Annotated in this window: 15 protein-coding genes; 13 read left to right on the top strand and 2 right to left on the bottom strand. The window is 46.2% G+C overall.

Features of this window, described 5'->3' with window-relative positions; translation table 11 throughout:
* Positions 1–7 precede the first annotated feature (7 nt).
* The 3 genes from SD450_RS16760 (at position 8) to SD450_RS16750 (ending at position 2376) form a co-directional block, all read left to right on the top strand.
* Entirely contained in the window at positions 8–868 is an 861-nt protein-coding gene (locus tag SD450_RS16760; RefSeq protein WP_318345593.1) for a universal stress protein, read from the top strand.
* A 4-nt stretch (positions 869–872) separates the two neighbouring features.
* On the top strand, positions 873–1298 hold the full coding sequence (locus tag SD450_RS16755) for a hypothetical protein (protein WP_318345592.1): 426 nt from the start codon (positions 873–875) through the stop codon (positions 1296–1298).
* 70 nt (positions 1299–1368) lie between these two features.
* Positions 1369–2376 (top strand): 2-hydroxyacid dehydrogenase, encoded by a 1008-nt coding sequence (locus SD450_RS16750; protein ID WP_318345591.1) that lies wholly within the window; start codon positions 1369–1371, stop codon positions 2374–2376.
* Here SD450_RS16750 and cls read toward each other — a convergent pair.
* Positions 2371–3774: a cardiolipin synthase gene (gene cls, locus SD450_RS16745; protein WP_318345590.1), complete on the bottom strand. Its 1404-nt coding sequence runs from the start codon at positions 3772–3774 to the stop codon at positions 2371–2373. The genes SD450_RS16750 and cls overlap by 6 nt on opposite strands.
* Before the next feature lie 115 nt (positions 3775–3889).
* Between cls and SD450_RS16740 the strand changes: the two genes are divergently transcribed.
* The 10 genes from SD450_RS16740 to SD450_RS16695 all read left to right on the top strand — a co-directional run bounded on the left by SD450_RS16740 (position 3890) and on the right by SD450_RS16695 (position 16033).
* Positions 3890–4048, top strand: coding sequence for a hypothetical protein (locus SD450_RS16740; protein ID WP_318345589.1), 159 nt, complete (start codon positions 3890–3892; stop codon positions 4046–4048).
* 127 nt (positions 4049–4175) lie between these two features.
* Positions 4176–5816 carry a TldD/PmbA family protein gene (locus tag SD450_RS16735; RefSeq protein ID WP_318345588.1) on the top strand — a complete coding sequence of 547 codons (1641 nt, stop codon included), beginning with the start codon at positions 4176–4178 and terminating at the stop codon, positions 5814–5816.
* 26 nt (positions 5817–5842) lie between these two features.
* Positions 5843–7159 (top strand): TldD/PmbA family protein, encoded by a 1317-nt coding sequence (locus tag SD450_RS16730; RefSeq protein ID WP_318345587.1) that lies wholly within the window; start codon positions 5843–5845, stop codon positions 7157–7159.
* A 97-nt stretch (positions 7160–7256) separates the two neighbouring features.
* Positions 7257–7877 carry a DUF4159 domain-containing protein gene (locus SD450_RS16725; protein ID WP_318345636.1) on the top strand — a complete coding sequence of 207 codons (621 nt, stop codon included), beginning with the start codon at positions 7257–7259 and terminating at the stop codon, positions 7875–7877.
* Positions 7878–7887: 10 nt separating this feature from the next.
* Positions 7888–8895 (top strand): AAA family ATPase, encoded by a 1008-nt coding sequence (locus tag SD450_RS16720; protein WP_318345586.1) that lies wholly within the window; start codon positions 7888–7890, stop codon positions 8893–8895.
* Positions 8896–9231: 336 nt separating this feature from the next.
* On the top strand, positions 9232–9822 hold the full coding sequence (locus SD450_RS16715) for a hypothetical protein (protein WP_318345585.1): 591 nt from the start codon (positions 9232–9234) through the stop codon (positions 9820–9822).
* Positions 9823–9864: 42 nt separating this feature from the next.
* On the top strand, positions 9865–10764 hold the full coding sequence (locus SD450_RS16710) for a DUF58 domain-containing protein (protein ID WP_318345584.1): 900 nt from the start codon (positions 9865–9867) through the stop codon (positions 10762–10764).
* A 1-nt stretch (position 10765) separates the two neighbouring features.
* Positions 10766–12052 carry a BatA domain-containing protein gene (locus SD450_RS16705; protein ID WP_318345583.1) on the top strand — a complete coding sequence of 429 codons (1287 nt, stop codon included), beginning with the start codon at positions 10766–10768 and terminating at the stop codon, positions 12050–12052.
* On the top strand, positions 12049–14286 hold the full coding sequence (locus tag SD450_RS16700; RefSeq protein WP_318345582.1) for a tryptophan-rich sensory protein: 2238 nt from the start codon (positions 12049–12051) through the stop codon (positions 14284–14286). Before SD450_RS16705 ends, SD450_RS16700 begins: the two co-directional genes overlap by 4 nt.
* Positions 14279–16033 (top strand): hypothetical protein, encoded by a 1755-nt coding sequence (locus SD450_RS16695; RefSeq protein ID WP_318345581.1) that lies wholly within the window; start codon positions 14279–14281, stop codon positions 16031–16033. The genes SD450_RS16700 and SD450_RS16695 overlap by 8 nt, the downstream gene beginning before the upstream one ends.
* Before the next feature lie 13 nt (positions 16034–16046).
* Here the strand turns inward: SD450_RS16695 and SD450_RS16690 are convergent, their stop codons facing one another.
* Entirely contained in the window at positions 16047–17030 is a 984-nt protein-coding gene (locus SD450_RS16690) for a GlxA family transcriptional regulator (RefSeq protein ID WP_318345580.1), read from the bottom strand.
* Positions 17031–17089: the final 59 nt, after the last annotated feature.

The raw sequence follows: 17089 nt of genomic DNA, 5'->3' as shown, positions 1-17089 counted from the left end.
ACGCACCATGGACAAAAGAGTATTGTTGCCCACCGATTTTTCAGATAATGCCCTCAATGCAATGGCTTATGCACAAGGACTTTATGAAAATGTGCAATGCGACTTTTATGTGTTGAATGCCTATCAGGTTTCGGGATATACCTTGGAAAGCATGAGGGTCCCCGAACCTGGGGAACCCTTGTACGAAGCGGCAAAAAAGAGGTCCGAGGAGGAAACCGAACAACTGGTCCAAATGCTGGAAGCCCGATCCAAGAACACCAAGCACAGGTTCCATGGGCTCAGCACATTCAACAGCCTGGTGGAAGCGGTACGCCACACCGTCAGAAAAAACGATATTGACACCATTGTCATGGGGACCAAAGGGGTCACGGGAACAAAGACACGAATCTTCGGGACCAATACCGTGCATGTGATGGAAAACATACGACAGTGCCCAGTGATCGCAGTGCCCAGTGATTATGCATTTGAACCTCCGAAAGAAATAGTTTTTCCCACGGATTTCAGATCCAGTTTCCGTAAAAAAGAAATTGGTATATTAAAGGAAATCGCTGAACTGCATGGTTCCACGATCCATATCATTCACATGGACAGGGATAAGGGGCAGAAGCTCAGTGAGGGTGAAGAGGCCAATAAGGACCTTTTACAGACCATTTTGGGAGAAACCGGCCATGACATCCATTTTTTGCCAGGAACCAACATTGGCAAGGGCGTCGAAATGTACTTGGAGAGCATAGGCGGGGACATGATTGCATTCCTCAACAGAAAGCACCCTTTTTTGTGGGCCATTCTTTCCAATCCATTGATAAAAGAAATAGGGTATGAACCCAAAGTGCCCATTTTGGAATTGAACGATAACGAAGAAAAATGAAAAGATGAAACAAGTAGGAATTTGGTTGGACAAGCAAGAAGCCACAGGTGTTGTATTACAGAACGGGAAGGAGAGCTTTTTCTCGATCCCCTCTGAACTTGATTTTTATAACCCCAAGGGCGGCTCACGTTCCAAAACACGATGGGGCCCCCAGGAAGTGGTCCATGACAGCAAGTATCTGGAGAGGGAAAAGCACCAGTTGAAAAAGTATTTTGAAGAAATTGCCCAAGCACTGGAGGACGCAGACCAGCTGGCGATTTTCGGTCCCGCCGAAACGCCCGAAAAGTTTGTTGGTTCATTGGAAGAGAACCATCCTGGGTTGGCCGAAAAGATCAAGGTCAAGGAAAAGGCGGACAGCATGACCGATAACCAGTTGAAAGCCTTGGTAAAAAAATCCTTCGGGATTGACGACAGATACCCAAACAACTGATGGCTCTAATTCCATCATTTTTTCTCCTAAATGATTTTGAAGAACACACACGAAATTAAACCATAGAGCCATGAAAGTATTGGTGTACAGTACCAAGAAATTTGAGGTGGACCATCTCAAAAAAGTCAACGCAGGCAAACATAAACTCGAATTCTTGGAAGAGAGCCTAGATGTGGACACGGCCGTTTTGGCCGCAGGGTATGAGGTTGTCTCCATTTTTTCCAACGACGACGCTTCTTTGGTCGTTTTGGAGACGTTAAAGGAAATGGGGGTCAAGTACATCGCCTTGCGCTCTACGGGCTATAACAACGTGAGCATCAAGTCTGCCATGCGCATTGGCCTCAAAGTGGCCTATGCCCCGGAATATTCCCCAAATGCTATCGCCGAGCATACTGTGGCATTGGTTTTGGCGCTCAACAGAAAATTGGTTTTGGCCCATGAACAGGTGGGCAAGTACAACTTTTTGATCGACAATTTGGTCGGTTTTGACCTGAATGGAAAAACCGTGGGCATTTTTGGTACGGGAAAGATCGGCTCCATTCTGGTAAAGGTGTTCCATGCTTTTGGTTGCAGGGTGTTGGCCACAGATTTGACAAAGAACCACTACCTTGAAGGTCATTATGGCGTGGAATATCTTCCTTTGGAAGAGATGTGCAAAAAGTCGGATATCATCAGCATCAACGCTCCTTTGACCTATGAGACCCGTCACCTGTTCCGGAATTCGCTCTTCAAGCTTATGAAAAAGGATGCCATCTTGGTCAACACTGCAAGGGGCGCCATAGTGAAGACCGAAGACCTTCTTGCCCATTTGGAAAAAGGGCGGTTGGCAGGTTACGCCACGGATGTGTATGAAACAGAAAGGGGCATTTTCTTTAAGGACCATGGCAAAAAGGGCATTGAGGACGAACAGCTCAAGAAACTCATATCCTTGCCCAATGTGCTTTTGACCCCGCACCAAGCCTTTGCCACTAGGGAAGCCCTGATGAGGATTGCCGAGACCACCATATACAATATTGACTGTTGGGAAGAAGGCAGAAGCTGCAAAAATGAACTGGGGTACGATGCCTTTGTATCATAGCAAAGGACTCATCAGCTTGGCCATCCCCTCTATCAATTTGTGGATCCAAGGGCGTTTGCTGTGTGCCTCGTAATCTTCTAATAACGTAGATCTGGAACAGTCTTTCAAGAAATCGGCTTTCATCTGTCCACATAGCGTACCATCATACACAAAAAATTGGGCCTCATAATTTTGCTGAAGGCTCCTATTGTCCAGATTGGCCGTGCCGATGCTGACGATCTCATCATCACAGAGCATGACCTTGCTGTGCAGAAATCCATCGGGGTAGAGATAGATCTTGATGCCCGCCTTGAGATAGGCATCAAAATAGGCCCTCACGCACCAGTCCACTACTTTGATGTCCGTGCTGGAGGACATCAGCAGCCTTACGTCCACGCCACTCAATGAGGCGGTTACCAACGCTTGTAGAATGGCATGGTTGGGGATGATATAGGGGTTGATGATGTACAGATAGTCTTCCGCACTGTTGATGATGGAGAAATAGGCCTGTTCCATGTTGTCAAAGTCATCATCAGGACCACTGGGCACCAGTTGCAAAGGCGTGTTCCCTTTGGTTTCATTGATACTGAAAGTGGATAGGTCCACCTTTTTTCCACTGGCCAGATACCAGTCGGTCACAAACACTTCGTTCAAAAAATCGACCGCCTCCCCCTCAATCTTTAAATGGGTGTCGTGCCATTTGCCCAAGGAAGGGTCTCCCTTGAGGTACTTGTCCGATATGTTGATTCCTCCGGTGAACCCGACCGTATTGTCCACCACAATGATCTTTCGGTGGTTCCTGTAGTTGAGGGACGATAAAAAGCGACCAAACCGGAACGGGAGGAACTGGGCGGTTTCCACTCCCATCTCCTTGAGCCTTTTAAGGTATTTTTTGCTCAGGGAATAACTCCCGATCCCATCATACAACAATCGAATGGTCACATTCTCTTTTATTTTTTGCTCAAAAATTTCCAATAATTTTTCCGCCAAGAGGCCATCCTCAAAAATGTAGTACTGGAGATGTATAAATTCTGTTGCATTCTCCAAAGCACTGAAAATACTCTCAAAAGTATTCTTCCCATCCTTCAAGAGCGTCAGTTCATTTTTGCAGGTGACCGGGCATTTGGAGGTTTTGCGGATGAGTTGAGTGGTCTTCTTCTTGTTTTCGGAAATGTGGGGCACACAAATTTCATGGAGGCGTTCATTCCTCATCTTGAAATCCTCCTTCATGGAGAACATCTTGTTCTTTCTTCGATTCCTACCAAATAAAATGTAAAGCAGTACCCCACCCACTGGAATGGTGAATATGGCCAGGAGCCATGCCAAGGTCTTGCTGGGCCTTATCCCGTTCAGGAGCAGGCTCACCACCATCGTCAGGGCAATGATGATGTAGATTCCTATGAGAATGGGTACAAGCATTGGCTTAAGGATAGGTTGTCCAACAAAGATACGCCTCTTCGGTCGATTTCATAAAAAGCGGCCATAGTTGAATAGGTTGGGAGTGATAGAGAGCTTTCGGTGTTTTTTGAAAAAGATGGAAGAAAATGTAACAAATAGGCGAGAATTGATACAAAGAAACGTGGTGAATGCCAACGGTATGCCAAAAGCCATGATCCACCTTGGAAAAAATGGGGGAAAACAACGGAGTTCGGCAGCTTGGTTTCTAAATAAACAAGGCCCAAAAGGATTTTAAGTTAAAATTAACATAAGCCTACCTGCGCACTACTTATTTTTAGAAACCCATGAATTTAGGTCGGTGGCGAGGTATGATTTTTAAGCTTTTTCACTGCCTGGGACTATAAATCAGATAACCAAAACATATGAAAAGAAGAAATTTTGTACAGTATGCTGGTCTGGGAACCGGGGCCATTTTGATGCCCTCCATGCTCTTGGGAAACTCCATTCCCGTAGAGATGCTCCTGGAACCGGGCATGGACGTCGTGCTTAAAAAGAAGATGGCCGATGTTGCCCTGAACACTGCCAAATCGTTGGGCGCAACTTATGCCGATGCTAGAATTGGAAGGTACTTGAACCAGTACGTTTTCACTAGGGAAGAAAAGGTTCAGAACGTGGTCAACACTGAATCCTTTGGAATAGGTATCCGTGTGATTGCCAACGGGACTTGGGGGTTTTCCTCTACCAATGATGTGACCGAGGACGGCATCAAAAAAGCTACGGAACAAGCCGTTGCCATTGCCAAGGCCAATTCAAAGATCCAAAAAGAGCCCGTTGTTCTGGCCCCGGTACAATCACATGGGGAGGTTTCTTGGAAAACACCTATCAAAAAGGACTTTAAGGAGGTCCCCATTTCAGAAAAGGTGGACTTGTTGTTGAGCGCGAATGCTGCCGCTACGGCCAATGGGGCAAGTTTTGTGAACTCAGCCTTGTTCATGGTGAACGAGCAGAAGTACTTTGCGTCCACCGATGGATCTTATATCGATCAGGATGTACACCGGATTTGGCCCACTTTCAGTGTGACCGCAGTAGATCGTCAAGCAGGAAAGTTCAAGACCAGGGAGGCCATGAGTGCCCCTATGGGTATGGGCTACGAATACATGGACGGTCTGGAGTCCGAAAAGCTTTCAGGACCTGAGGGCATCAAGCTATACAGAAACAGTTACGATATCGTGGAAGATGCCACGCTGGCCGCGAAGCAGGCACAGCAAAAATTGACCGCAAAATCGGTCGAGGCCGGCAAATATGACCTGGTATTGGAACCCAACCATTTGGGGCTCACCATCCATGAATCGGTAGGGCACCCATTGGAGCTCGATAGAGTACTTGGTTACGAGGCCAACTATGCTGGGACCAGTTTTGCCACTTTGGACAAATGGGAGAGCAAAAACTTCAACTACGGAAGTGATTTGGTCAATATAGTGGCAGATAAGACCCAAGAAGGATCTTTGGGCGCTGTTGGTTATGATGACGAAGGAGTGAAGACCAAGAAATGGGACTTGATCAGAAATGGAACGTTGGTAAACTATCAGGCCATCAGGGACCAAGTCCATATGATAGACCAGAACGAATCCCATGGCTGTTGCTATGCACAGAGCTGGGAAGATGTACAGTTCCAGCGAATGCCCAACGTTTCCTTGGAGCCAGGAAAGGAAAAATATTCCTTGCAGGAAATGATCAAGGATGTGGAAAAAGGAATCTACATTTTGGGAAGGGGATCATATTCCATTGATCAGCAACGCTACAACTTCCAGTTTGGGGGCACCTTGTTCTATGAGATCAAGAACGGCGAGATTGTCGGTATGTTGGAAGATGTTGCCTACCAGTCCAACACCCAGGAGTTCTGGAATTCCTGTGCCAAGATCTGTGATAAGGATGACTACAGGTTGTTCGGCTCCTTTTTTGATGGAAAAGGGCAGCCATCTCAGGTGAGTGCGGTTTCCCATGGAAGCTCCACTACCAGGTTCAACGGAATCAACGTAATAAATACAGGTAGGACCATCTAAGGTTCGTTCATTCAAAAAATACTACAATGGCTATATATACTAAAGAAGAAGCAAAGAAGATTTTGGAAAAGGCCCTTAGCTTTTCCAAGGCCGATGCCTGTGAAATAAACCTTAGTGGCTCAAACAGTGGAAACATTCGATATGCCCGTAATACAGTGTCCACTGCCGGGCACCAATCCAGTCAGAGTTTGGTGGTACAATCCAGTTTCGGCAAAAAGGTGGGTACCGCAACCATAGATGAGTTTGATGACGCCTCTTTGGAAAAAGTGGTCCGCAGAGCAGAGGAATTGGCAAATCTGTCCCCTGAAAACCCTGAATTTATGCAACCTTTGGGCCCTCAGACCTATGACGAATCCGTCACCTATGTGGAAGCCACGGCCAACACTACACCAGAATATAGGGCAGAAGTGGCCAGCCAGAGCATTGTTCCGGCTGCCGCCAAAGATGTCACTGCCGCTGGGTTTTTGAATGATGGCGCCCGTTTTTCCGCCATGATCAATTCCAATGGCTTGCTTGCCTATAACAAATCCACCAATGTTGATTTTACAGTCACCATGCGGACCAACGATGGTACAGGCTCTGGTTGGGTGACGCGCGATTATAACGACATTTCAAAGTTCAACGCCTCAGAAGCTTCAAAAATCGCCATAGACAAAGCTGTGATGTCCAAAGGAGCACAGGCCATTGAGCCAGGAAAATATACGGTCATTTTGGAGCCCGCCGCGGCATCAGACCTGTTGCGGAATATGTTCGGCTCTTTCAATGCCCGTTCAGCGGATGAAGGTCGCAACTTCATGTCGGCCCCCAACGGCGGGAACAAGTTGGGCCAAAAAATTGTGGACGAACGCGTAAACATTTGGTCCGATCCCCTGCACCCCGATGTACCCACATCCACTTGGAATGGAGAAGGCATGCCTTTGAAAAAAACATCATGGATCGAGAACGGAGTGGTCAAGAACTTGGCCTATAGCCGATATTGGGCGGAACAAAAAGGGGTCGATCCCATGCCGTTCCCTTCCAATGCCATCATGGCCGGTGGTGATGAGAGCCTTGAGGATATGATCAGGGGCACCAAAAAGGGAATCCTTGTCACCCGTTTCTGGTACATACGAAGTGTTGACCCCCAGACATTGCTCTACACAGGTCTGACCAGGGATGGGACGTTCTATATCGAAAACGGGCAAATCAAGTTCCCGGTCAAGAACTTTAGGTTCAATGAGAGCCCCATCATCATGCTCAACAACTTGGAATCCCTCGGGAAGCAGGTTCGGGTCGATGGAAATCTTATTCCCTATATGAAGATTCGTGACTTTACGTTCACCAGTCTTTCAGATGCAGTATAAACAATAGGATAATAATAAAACTGGTGGTCAATGGCACGTCCATGGCCGCCAGTTTTCATTTTGGAAGTGATGATGTAGCCCCCAATACCCTATGGCGTTGCAAAATGAATTCTTTTTTACCCGTTTACAATATGAGTCCGGTGATTGGGATGTGGACCAACGCATGCCCTCCAATGTGCTGAATTCCTTGGTGGAATATACCACTTTGAAGGTGGACACCCAGGAAAAGATCATCACCTTGGCCAGTGACGACATCTTCAAGAGCCCTTTCTGCTATATCTCTGGGCACAAACTCGTACAGTTCACCAAAAAGGAGAGGGAGAATTTTGAAAAATATGTGCGCAATGGAGGCTTTGTGTTTGCAGATGATTGCAACCACGATATTGATGGACTTTTCGCCAAATCCTTTGAGCGCCAAATGGAGGAAATATTCGGGCCGGGGGAGCTTCAGAAAATCCCGAACGACCACGAGATCTATTCCATCTTTTTTGAGTTTGAAGATGGCCCTCCGACTACCTCACAGGAACTGAACGGTTGGGGCGACGACCTTGTGCATGATTATCTGAAGGCCATCATGGTCAACGGAAGGATAGGAGTGCTCTACAGCAACAAGGATTATGGTTGCGAATGGGATTACGATTTTAGGAACAAACGATGGTATAAAGTGGACAATACCCGCTTTGCGGTGAACATTGTGCTTTATGCCCTAACTTCATAACATTACGAATTTGGACAAAGAACTACAACAGATAGCCAATGAAGTCGAGAACCTTTCGGGAAAACTAAAGGCACTCAAAAAAGAGATAGGCAAAGTCATCATTGGGCAGGAAGAGACCGTGTCGCAATTGCTCATCACCTTTCTGGCCGGGGGACATGCCCTTTTGGAAGGCGTACCGGGACTGGCAAAGACCTTGATGATCCGCACCTTGGCCAATGCCATCGACCTAAAATTCAAACGGATACAGTTCACCCCCGATTTGATGCCCTCGGACATCATTGGAACGGAGATCTTGGAAGAGGACCATAGCACGGGCAAAAAATTCTTCAAGTTCAACAAAGGACCTATTTTCTCCAACATCATTTTGGCGGATGAGATCAATAGGACTCCCCCAAAAACACAGGCGGCCCTCTTGGAGGCCATGCAGGAATTTGAGGTGACCTACGGGGACAAGACCTATCCATTGGACAGGCCTTTCTTCATTTTGGCCACCCAGAACCCCATTGAGCAATCAGGGACTTTTGTCCTTCCCGAAGCACAGCAGGACAGGTTCTTGCTGTACATTAAAATTGGCTATCCCACGGAAACGGAGGAAACGGAAATCTTGAAGGCGACCACGGGTAGGACCAAGGTCCAATTGAACAAGGTCATTTCTGGGGAAGATATCATCAGACTGCAACAATTGGTCAGGGATGTATCCATTAGCGATGGACTGATCAAATATGTCAGCGATGTCATTCGCGCCACACGACCGGACACCACATCGATTGACTATGTCAAGGAGTGGGTAGACTGGGGTGCAGGTCCCCGTGCTGGTCAGGCCATGATATTGACTGCGAAGGCCCATGCACTTTTGGAAGGACGTCTGGCTGTTTCCCTTGAAGATTTAAAATCGGTCGCCGTTCCCGTATTGCGCCATAGGATATTGGTCAATTTTAGGGCAGAGGCCGAAGGAATAAGCTCGGATGCAGTGACCCGTCATATCCTGGGCGCCATCAAACTAAAGGATGGTAAATAAAGCTTTTCTAAATTGAAATTTTTAGCGAACGATTTGACACGCTTTTGAACCGAACACAATTAGGTAGTATGTTTTTATTTCCATTTTTGGGACATTGGATTAGGTTCATTGTTAAGTATAAGTGTAACTGGAAAAAACAAGATATTGCATATAGAGAAAATAAAGACTTGGAGGAGGGTCATAATGTGAAGTACGGTGCAGTTGGGTTTGTAATTATACTATTAATATTTTTTGTTATATATATGTTGAAGCAATAGAGGAAAAAATGACCTTTCTGATTTCTTTTCGTAGAAATAATAAACCTTCAATTCTAAGAAGTAGTCAAAGTTCAAATAAATGATAACCGAAGGTTATTTAAGACCGTTGTGCCTAGTTATGAAGTCATTTTATCCAAATAATCTTTCAAAGAATTGGAAAATAGTCTGGATTCTAATACAACTTGCTATAATCAGCATTGGATATTATCTGTTTGTGTACCGATCCTATGGATACAAATCATGGAATGACTTAATTGGTGGGACAATGGTTATGTTAGGTATTTTTTCAACAATTATGACATTTGTCGATAGTCCTTATAAAAGTAGATGGTATGAAATAAAAAGCTTGAAGTTTTACCTATCCTCGGTGCTACTAGGAATTACTTCAATTTTTCTAATGGTAACAAATAGGGACAACTTTTATGAGAAAGAGGCAACAATTCCAACACTTGCCAAGGTAATTGGAAAAGAACGTGTACTTGGATTTAATCGAAGAAGCCGTAATCGAATTAGAATTTATGCCACCATTCAATATTTTGACAAGGGAAAGGAAATCATTCAAAGGCTTTATGATTATGAAGAAAGTTATGTAGTTGGATATTATGTGCCTATTAAATATTCGGAAAATCAACCTGATCTTTTCAGGATTGATTATGAATTTGAAGAATAATTAAACACGAATAATTTTAGAAAAAATTCAAATAAAAAAATAATGGCCACTAGGGACTACCATGATCTGTTAAAACCGGAAGTCATCAATACCGTGTCGGGACTTTCCCTGATATCGCGTATTGTGGTGGAAGGCTACCTGTCGGGTCTGCACAGGAGCAGGAGCGTGGGTCCCGGAATGGAGTTCAGCCAATACCGCGCCTACGAACCGGGGGACGACCTCCGTTTGCTCGATTGGAAAATGTTGGCCCGCTCGGGAAGGTACTATATCCGACAATCGGAAGTGGAAAGCCAGGTCGTGGTAAAGTTTATCGTGGATGCAAGTGCCTCCATGGAGCATACCGAAAATGGTATCTCCAAATTGGAATTTGCCCGTGTCATTGTGGCCTGTCTCTCCCAAATGGCCCAAAAACAAGGCGATTCCGTCGGCCTTTTTGCCCTGAACGAAGATGAATTTGTCGAGATATATCCAAAGGCGGACCAAAAACACTATAACAGATTGCTTTTGGAGCTGCTTAATATATCCACCAAGGGAAAATGGCCGCAACTCTCCCAAGCTACCAAAAGGATCCACGGAAGGGGCCATAGGGAATTGGTGTTTTTCCTGACGGATATGTACGAGGACATTTCTGAACTCTCCGATTTTGCAAAGGAACTCAAAACCTCCAACAATGAGGTCGTGGTACTCCAATTGATGGCGGGCAACGAACTGGATTTTGCGTATAAGAAATCGGTCACTTTTGAAGATTTGGAGACCGGGGCCAAGGTCAAGGTGGATGTGGACAAGGCCAGGGAGAGTTACTTGAAAGCCTTGGAAACCAAGATGGAACGTACCAAGGAACAATTGCTCTCCAAAGGAGTGCACTTTCATCTTTTTCGGATGGATGCGCATTTGGGCAATGCCCTGCAATTATTTTTAAAGGAACGGTCAAGATTGAATTAGAATGGTATTTGCAAATCCTTCATATTTATGGGCATTATGGGGTCTTTTGGTTCCCTTGGCCATCCATTTGTGGAGCAAAAAAGAAGCGAAGACCATCAAGATCGGAAGCATACAGTTGTTGGACGAATCCAACTCAAGGCAATCGAGCAGTCTGCAACTGAACGAATGGTTCCTGCTTTTGCTGCGGATGCTGATCATCGCCCTTGCGGTCATGCTGATGGCCGGGCCCCAATGGCGAACCCATAAAAACAGGGATTTGGTTACCTATATAGTGGAGCCCTCCCTTGTGGGACATCATACTTTGGATAAGGTTTTGGACAGTTTGAACGAAACTTCAGAAGTGTTGCTGTTGAAAAATGGATTTCCGGAATGGGAAATGGATATGGAAAACCCCGGAGCGGAAACACCCAATTATTGGCAGTTGGCCCAAAAAATGGATTCCCTACCATCCGATAGCATTGTCATTTTTGCTCATACCCGGGTACAGGGGTTCAAGTCCGCAAGGCCATCTACGCACAAAAAAATCAATTGGGTGATCATGGAACCTGAAAACCTTGAGGAAACCCCATTAATAGCTTTAGGGAATGATCAAGACATAGAACTGGTCTCCATGGTCGGTGATGGCCAGAACAACCTTTTCAAAAAGCAAAAGCTGAGTAGCGGGTTTTCCCTGACCGAAAACAAGGATAGCCTCAGTTTGGAAACAGATAATGGAACAAAGATCATAGGTCATAGTGTTTTAAATCCTATTAAAGTCTCACTTTATTCCGATACAGAAACTGAAACCCAAACGAGATACATTGAAGCCTCTTTAGCTGCATTGTCCAACTATCTTCAGCGGGACATCAACGTTCAAACATTGAGGGGTGATGAACAGCCCGATGGTTCTCCTGCAGATTTGAACATTTGGCTGCGCAGTGATTCTTCGGATGCTTTTTCAGGAAAATGGTTGGTGTTCCATGAAGACCCATTGGCCAAACGATTGATAGTGCCCGGTACCCAAGAAGAACGCTATCATTTGACCAATAGGTTGACAGCCGAGAACACGGTCGAGGAACATTTTGCAGAACAATTGCTCACCTTGTTGGACTTGGATGCTGATATTGAGGAAGAGGTATTGAAGGCGGATTTCCGTCAGATGGATGCTTCCGAACTGAAGCCCAATTATGTGGAGCCCAAATCGAAAAGGAAAAGGGCCACATTCAAGGACATGTCCCATTGGGCATTTTTGGCCCTTTTGATAGTGATGATGGTCGAACGCGTGGTTGCACACCTCAAAAAACAATGATGATGGGAGAGGGGCAGTTGGTACAGTTCAGAAAAAGATGGCAGCGAATCCTATATTTGGAGTGCCTGTGCTATGCCTTGGGCTGCGGAGCACTGACTTATCTGGTATCGTGGGACATTTTGGTGACCATTGCGGTTTTTGTTCTAGCCTTGGTGGTCGCACTCTATTTTTACCGGCCTTGGAATTTACAAATGGAAAGTGCCGTGGCCTATATCGATGCCCATGTGCCGGAAGCGGCATACAGCAGTGGGCTTTTGGCGATGTCCACGGAGGAGCTGTCCGATTTATCCAAGTTGCAACAGCACAAGGTGTATTCGCAATTGCAGGCCATCTTGCCCAAATTGAGCCCACCCCACAAATTGATCATTTCCATTTCAGTGATGTTGGGTCTTGTCCTGATTGGCTTGGTTGTTCATTATGGTCTCAAGACCTACGGGAACCCTCTACTGGAACCTAAAACCGAAAATCGAATTCAATTCACCCCTTTGGACACGCTGGGAACGACTATGCAAGCCCCTGAATTGAAAGCGACGACCATCACCGTCAACTATCCGGGTTATACCAAATTGCCCACGTTGAAAACTTCTAACCCCAACATTAGCGCTGTGGTAGGTTCTGTGGTGACTTGGACCTTGGTGTTTGAAGGGGAGGTGGCTTCTATCGACATGGAGCGTATGGGAGAAGTTTTTGCTCTTTCGAAGGCAAACGGACCATACACGCTCAATCAAAAAGTGGATGCATCCGGGTTTTATAGTTTCAATTTCCAGGACGTGGAAGGCAATGCTTATACCACAGATCTATATTCCTTGGAGGCCGTAAAGGATATTCCGCCCGTCATCGAAGTGGACGAATTGCCCCAATACAGTTATTTTGAATATGATTCAGCCAAAAAGATTCCGCTGAAAGCGAAGACCACGGATGATTTTGGGGTAGATGATGTCTATATTGTGGCCACGGTGAGCAAGGGGTCTGGGGAATCGGTAAAATTCAGGGAAGAAACCCTCCGTTTTGAAGGTACTTTTTCCAAAGGGAGCAAACAACTGGAATTACGGAAACAGTTGGATTTGGACCAATTGGGGATGGACCCCGGCGACGAACTCTACTTCTATGTGGAGGCCTTGGACAACAAAGTCCCGAATGCCAATGTTTCCCGAAGCGAGACCTATTTTGCGGTGATCAGGGATACGGTCACCGATGGATTTGCCGTGGAAGGTACATTGGGCGTGGACCTTATGCCCGATTATTTCAGGAGCCAGCGCCAATTGATCATCGACACCGAAAAACTCATCAAAGACCGTCCCGATCTGTCCGAATACCAATTCAAGTTCAAGAGCAACGAGCTGGGCTTTGACCAAAAATCGCTACGATTGAAATATGGGCAGTTCATGGGGGATGAAGCTGAAATGCAGGCCGCTCCTGGTGCCGTCTCCAATATGGAAAGTGACGACCATGACCACGAAGAAGGGGAAGAAGATATTTTGGAAGGGTACAGTCACAAACATGACAGTGACAATGAGCACAATTTGGTACCGGAAAGCGAACATGAACATGGGCATGAAGAGGAAAGTCAGGAAGAAGCGGAAGACCCTTTGCACGATTATCTCCACAACCACGATGACCCCGAAGAATCCACCCTGTTCGAAAAATCATTGAAGGACAAACTCAGGGAGGCCCTGAACATCATGTGGGATGCGGAGCTCTACCTCAGGCTTTACGAGCCCGAAAATTCCTTGCCATACCAATACAAGGCACTCGAACTCATACAGGAAATCAAGAACAGTGCCCGCATCTATGTGCACCGGATAGGGTTTGACCCGCCCCCTATTAAAGAAGAAAAGCGGTTGACGGGTGACATCAAGGCCATCACCAATTATGATAAAAAGGAACAGTTTGACCATACCATGTCCTTTGTGTCCACCCGACAGGCCATATCCCGATTGGAACTTTTAAGTCTGGGCAAAACGACATTCAAGGAAACGGATAGGGCCCTTTTTCAGGAGGCAGGCAATGAGTTGGCAAAAAAAGCGGTGGAAGAACCCCTCAAATACCTAAAGGTATTACAAGGTTTGCGCGACCTGGAAAGAGTAGATGCCAGAACACCCGAAAAATTCAGGGAAGTCCAGAAAAGCCTACTTTCCGTTATCGATGAAGTGGAGGGTAACCCAAGCAAGAAAACTGATTTACAAGATGAAATCAATAGGTTGTACCTAAAGGAATTGGGCAGTTATGATTGATGGAACAATCTTTTTGAACTGGAAGTTTTTCTGGCCATTTTTTGTGGGCAGTCTGTTGCTTTGGGGCGTTTTTATCTGGAAGGAATGGCCGCAACGAAAAGAGAGAAGGTTCTGGATAAAGCTGGTGGTTTCCTATATCGGTATAGTTTCGTTGTTGGCAATGGCCTTGCGGCCCGCACATCAGAAAGAGGCACTTTTGGGAAAGGGCATCCTATTGACGGAAGGGCATAGACCGGAACAATTGGACAGTCTAAAAGCCATTTTCAAACGCATAAAAACAGAGAGCTATGTCCCGGGAAAAAACCTGGCCCTTTTGGAAACCACCGATTCCCTTTTTGTATTGGGCCATGGGGTACAGCCTTTTGATATGTGGCAACTCAGGGACAAATCGGTAAGCTTTTTGAGTGGAAAAGCACCTGAGGGGTTGGTGGACATACATTATAAAAATGAACTTTTGTTAGGGGATGAACTTTTGGTCAGGACAAGATATAATCATCCGAAAGCAGGGCATTGGCTCATTTTGAACGACCAGGGAGGAAATGGTCTGGATTCGATATCCCTTGAAGATGGGGTAGAGCAGTTTCTTGAATTGGTAACCAACCCCAAGGCCAGCGGTCAGTTTATCTATTCGTTGGTGGAGAAGGACGCCGAAGGATTGTTTGTGGGCAATGAGTCTCTTCCGGTGACAGTGATGTCCCGTGAATATCTTAATATATTGATGGTCAATCATTTCCCCACATTTGAGACCAAATACCTCAAAAACTTTCTGACAGAAAACGGTCATAGTGTATTGGCCCGTACCCAATTGACCAAGGACCGCTTCAAGTTCGAATATTTCAATCGGGGAGCATCTCCTATTTATCAATTTACGCAAAAGGCGTTGGAAGGTTTTGACCTGGTCATCATGGACACGGATTCGTATCTTGGTTTGGGGTCATCATCCAAAGCGGCCTTGGAAGAAACAATACGGGAACAGGGAACAGGATTGTTCATTCAACCCAATGCTACCTTTTTTAAACTTTCCCAGAGACAATCCCCGTTTCAATTTCAGGTGGATGGAAAAACGGACATCACCTTTGGTGAAACCAAGCAAAACCTGAAAAAGTACCCATACGCCTTTCAAGATAGGTTCCCACTGCAACGGATCATCTTGGATTCTGTGGAGATTGCCGCTTTTATCCCCATGGAAAAAGGGAAGATGGCAACCTCAATACTGCAGGACACCTATCATTTGCTATTGGATGGAAACCAAGATGCATACGCCAAACTATGGACACAACTGTTGAACGAACTTGCTCGTCAGCAGGAAGTGGAGACGGAGTGGCAAGCCCTGACGGATATTCCCCGAAAAGACCAGCCATTTGACTTCAAACTGCGTACCACTATGGAAAGTCCCCAAGTGGAAACCGGTCAAGGAACGGGTATTCCGCTGCTTCAGGATTTTTCGGTATCCACGTTATGGAACGGCACCAGATACCCCCGGAACGTTGGCTGGAACCATCTTGGGCTTTCTGTGGATTCCCTCTCCCGTTTTTCCTATTTTGTGTTTGATACGAATGAACGAAAGGCCGTGGCCCAACAAAACGTACTGGAAGCGAACATTAGGCAATTCGGACAGCATGAAGGTTTTGGAAAGGTAAAATCCTTAACATCCAAGGACTATGTCCCCATATCTCCGTTATGGTTCTTTGTCCCGTTTGTCCTCTGTATGGGATGGCTCTGGTTGGAACCCAAACTTTTTCAATAATTGATGGTCTGGGTCAAGCGGCAGCGGTCATGTCCTTATTGTACTTGTTCCGGTATTCAATGGGCGTGAGCCCCGTAATTTTTTTGAACACGTTCCGAAAGGCCTTGGAATCGGTATAGCCCACATCGAACATCACCTCGGTGATATTTTTTCGGGTGGACTCAAAACTGCGTTTGGCAGCCTCTATCTTCACCCGTTGCAGATATTCCACCACCGTGTTGTTCGTGGCTTGTTTGAAACGTCGTTCAAAGCTCCTTCGGCTCACGGCGACCATTTCGGCAAGCTCGTCCACTGTCATTTTTTCATGATAATTTGCTTCAATGTATTCCTGGGCCTGTTTTACCTGCTCGTCATTGTGGTCCTTTTGCCCAGTGAACATCATAAAGGCAGCTTGGCTGTCCCGATCGATGTCGATGGCAAAATACTTGGAGGCCAGTATGGCCATGTCCCTGTCCGTATATTTTTCCAAAAGATAGAGCAAGAGGTTCCATATGGAGTTGGCACCACCACTGGAATAGATGCCATTTTCCTCGGTGATGACCCCGCCGTCGACCACTTCAACTTCGGGGAACATTTCCTTGAATTCATTGTAAAAGGCCCAATGGGTGGAACATTTTTTGCCGTTCAGCATCCCTGTGGAGGCCAAAAGAAATGCCCCAATGCACAAGGAGGCCATTTCGGCACCCATCTCCCGTTGTTTTGTGATCCAAGGAATCGCGTCTTCGTTCAGTGCCAGAGCCGTTTCCATATCACCAAAAATAGGGGGAATGATCACCAAATCGGCTGGCCCGGCGTCATCCAAAAGAAGGTCGGTGGTTATGGAATATACCCCATCCTGTATCCGTATCTCACGGTCGGAGCCCACCATTTTCACTTTGAACAAGGGCTCCTTACCGGAGGCCTGCAGAAATTGGTTGGCCGTCGTGAACAGGTATCGGGCGGCCGTGACCCCAGAGGCGACCGCAGTTTTGGGAATTAGGATGTGTATGGTCTTCATGTACCAAAAGTAGTGAAAACCTTTGGCGGAATCAACCCTTGAAACAGACGTTTTTGCAC

This window comes from Flagellimonas baculiformis, from assembly GCF_033441575.1.
In the GTDB taxonomy this organism is placed as follows: Bacteria; Bacteroidota; Bacteroidia; order Flavobacteriales; family Flavobacteriaceae; genus Flagellimonas; species Flagellimonas baculiformis.
Note: the sequence above shows the minus strand (reverse complement) of the source record. Positions and strands in the feature narration are given on the sequence as shown.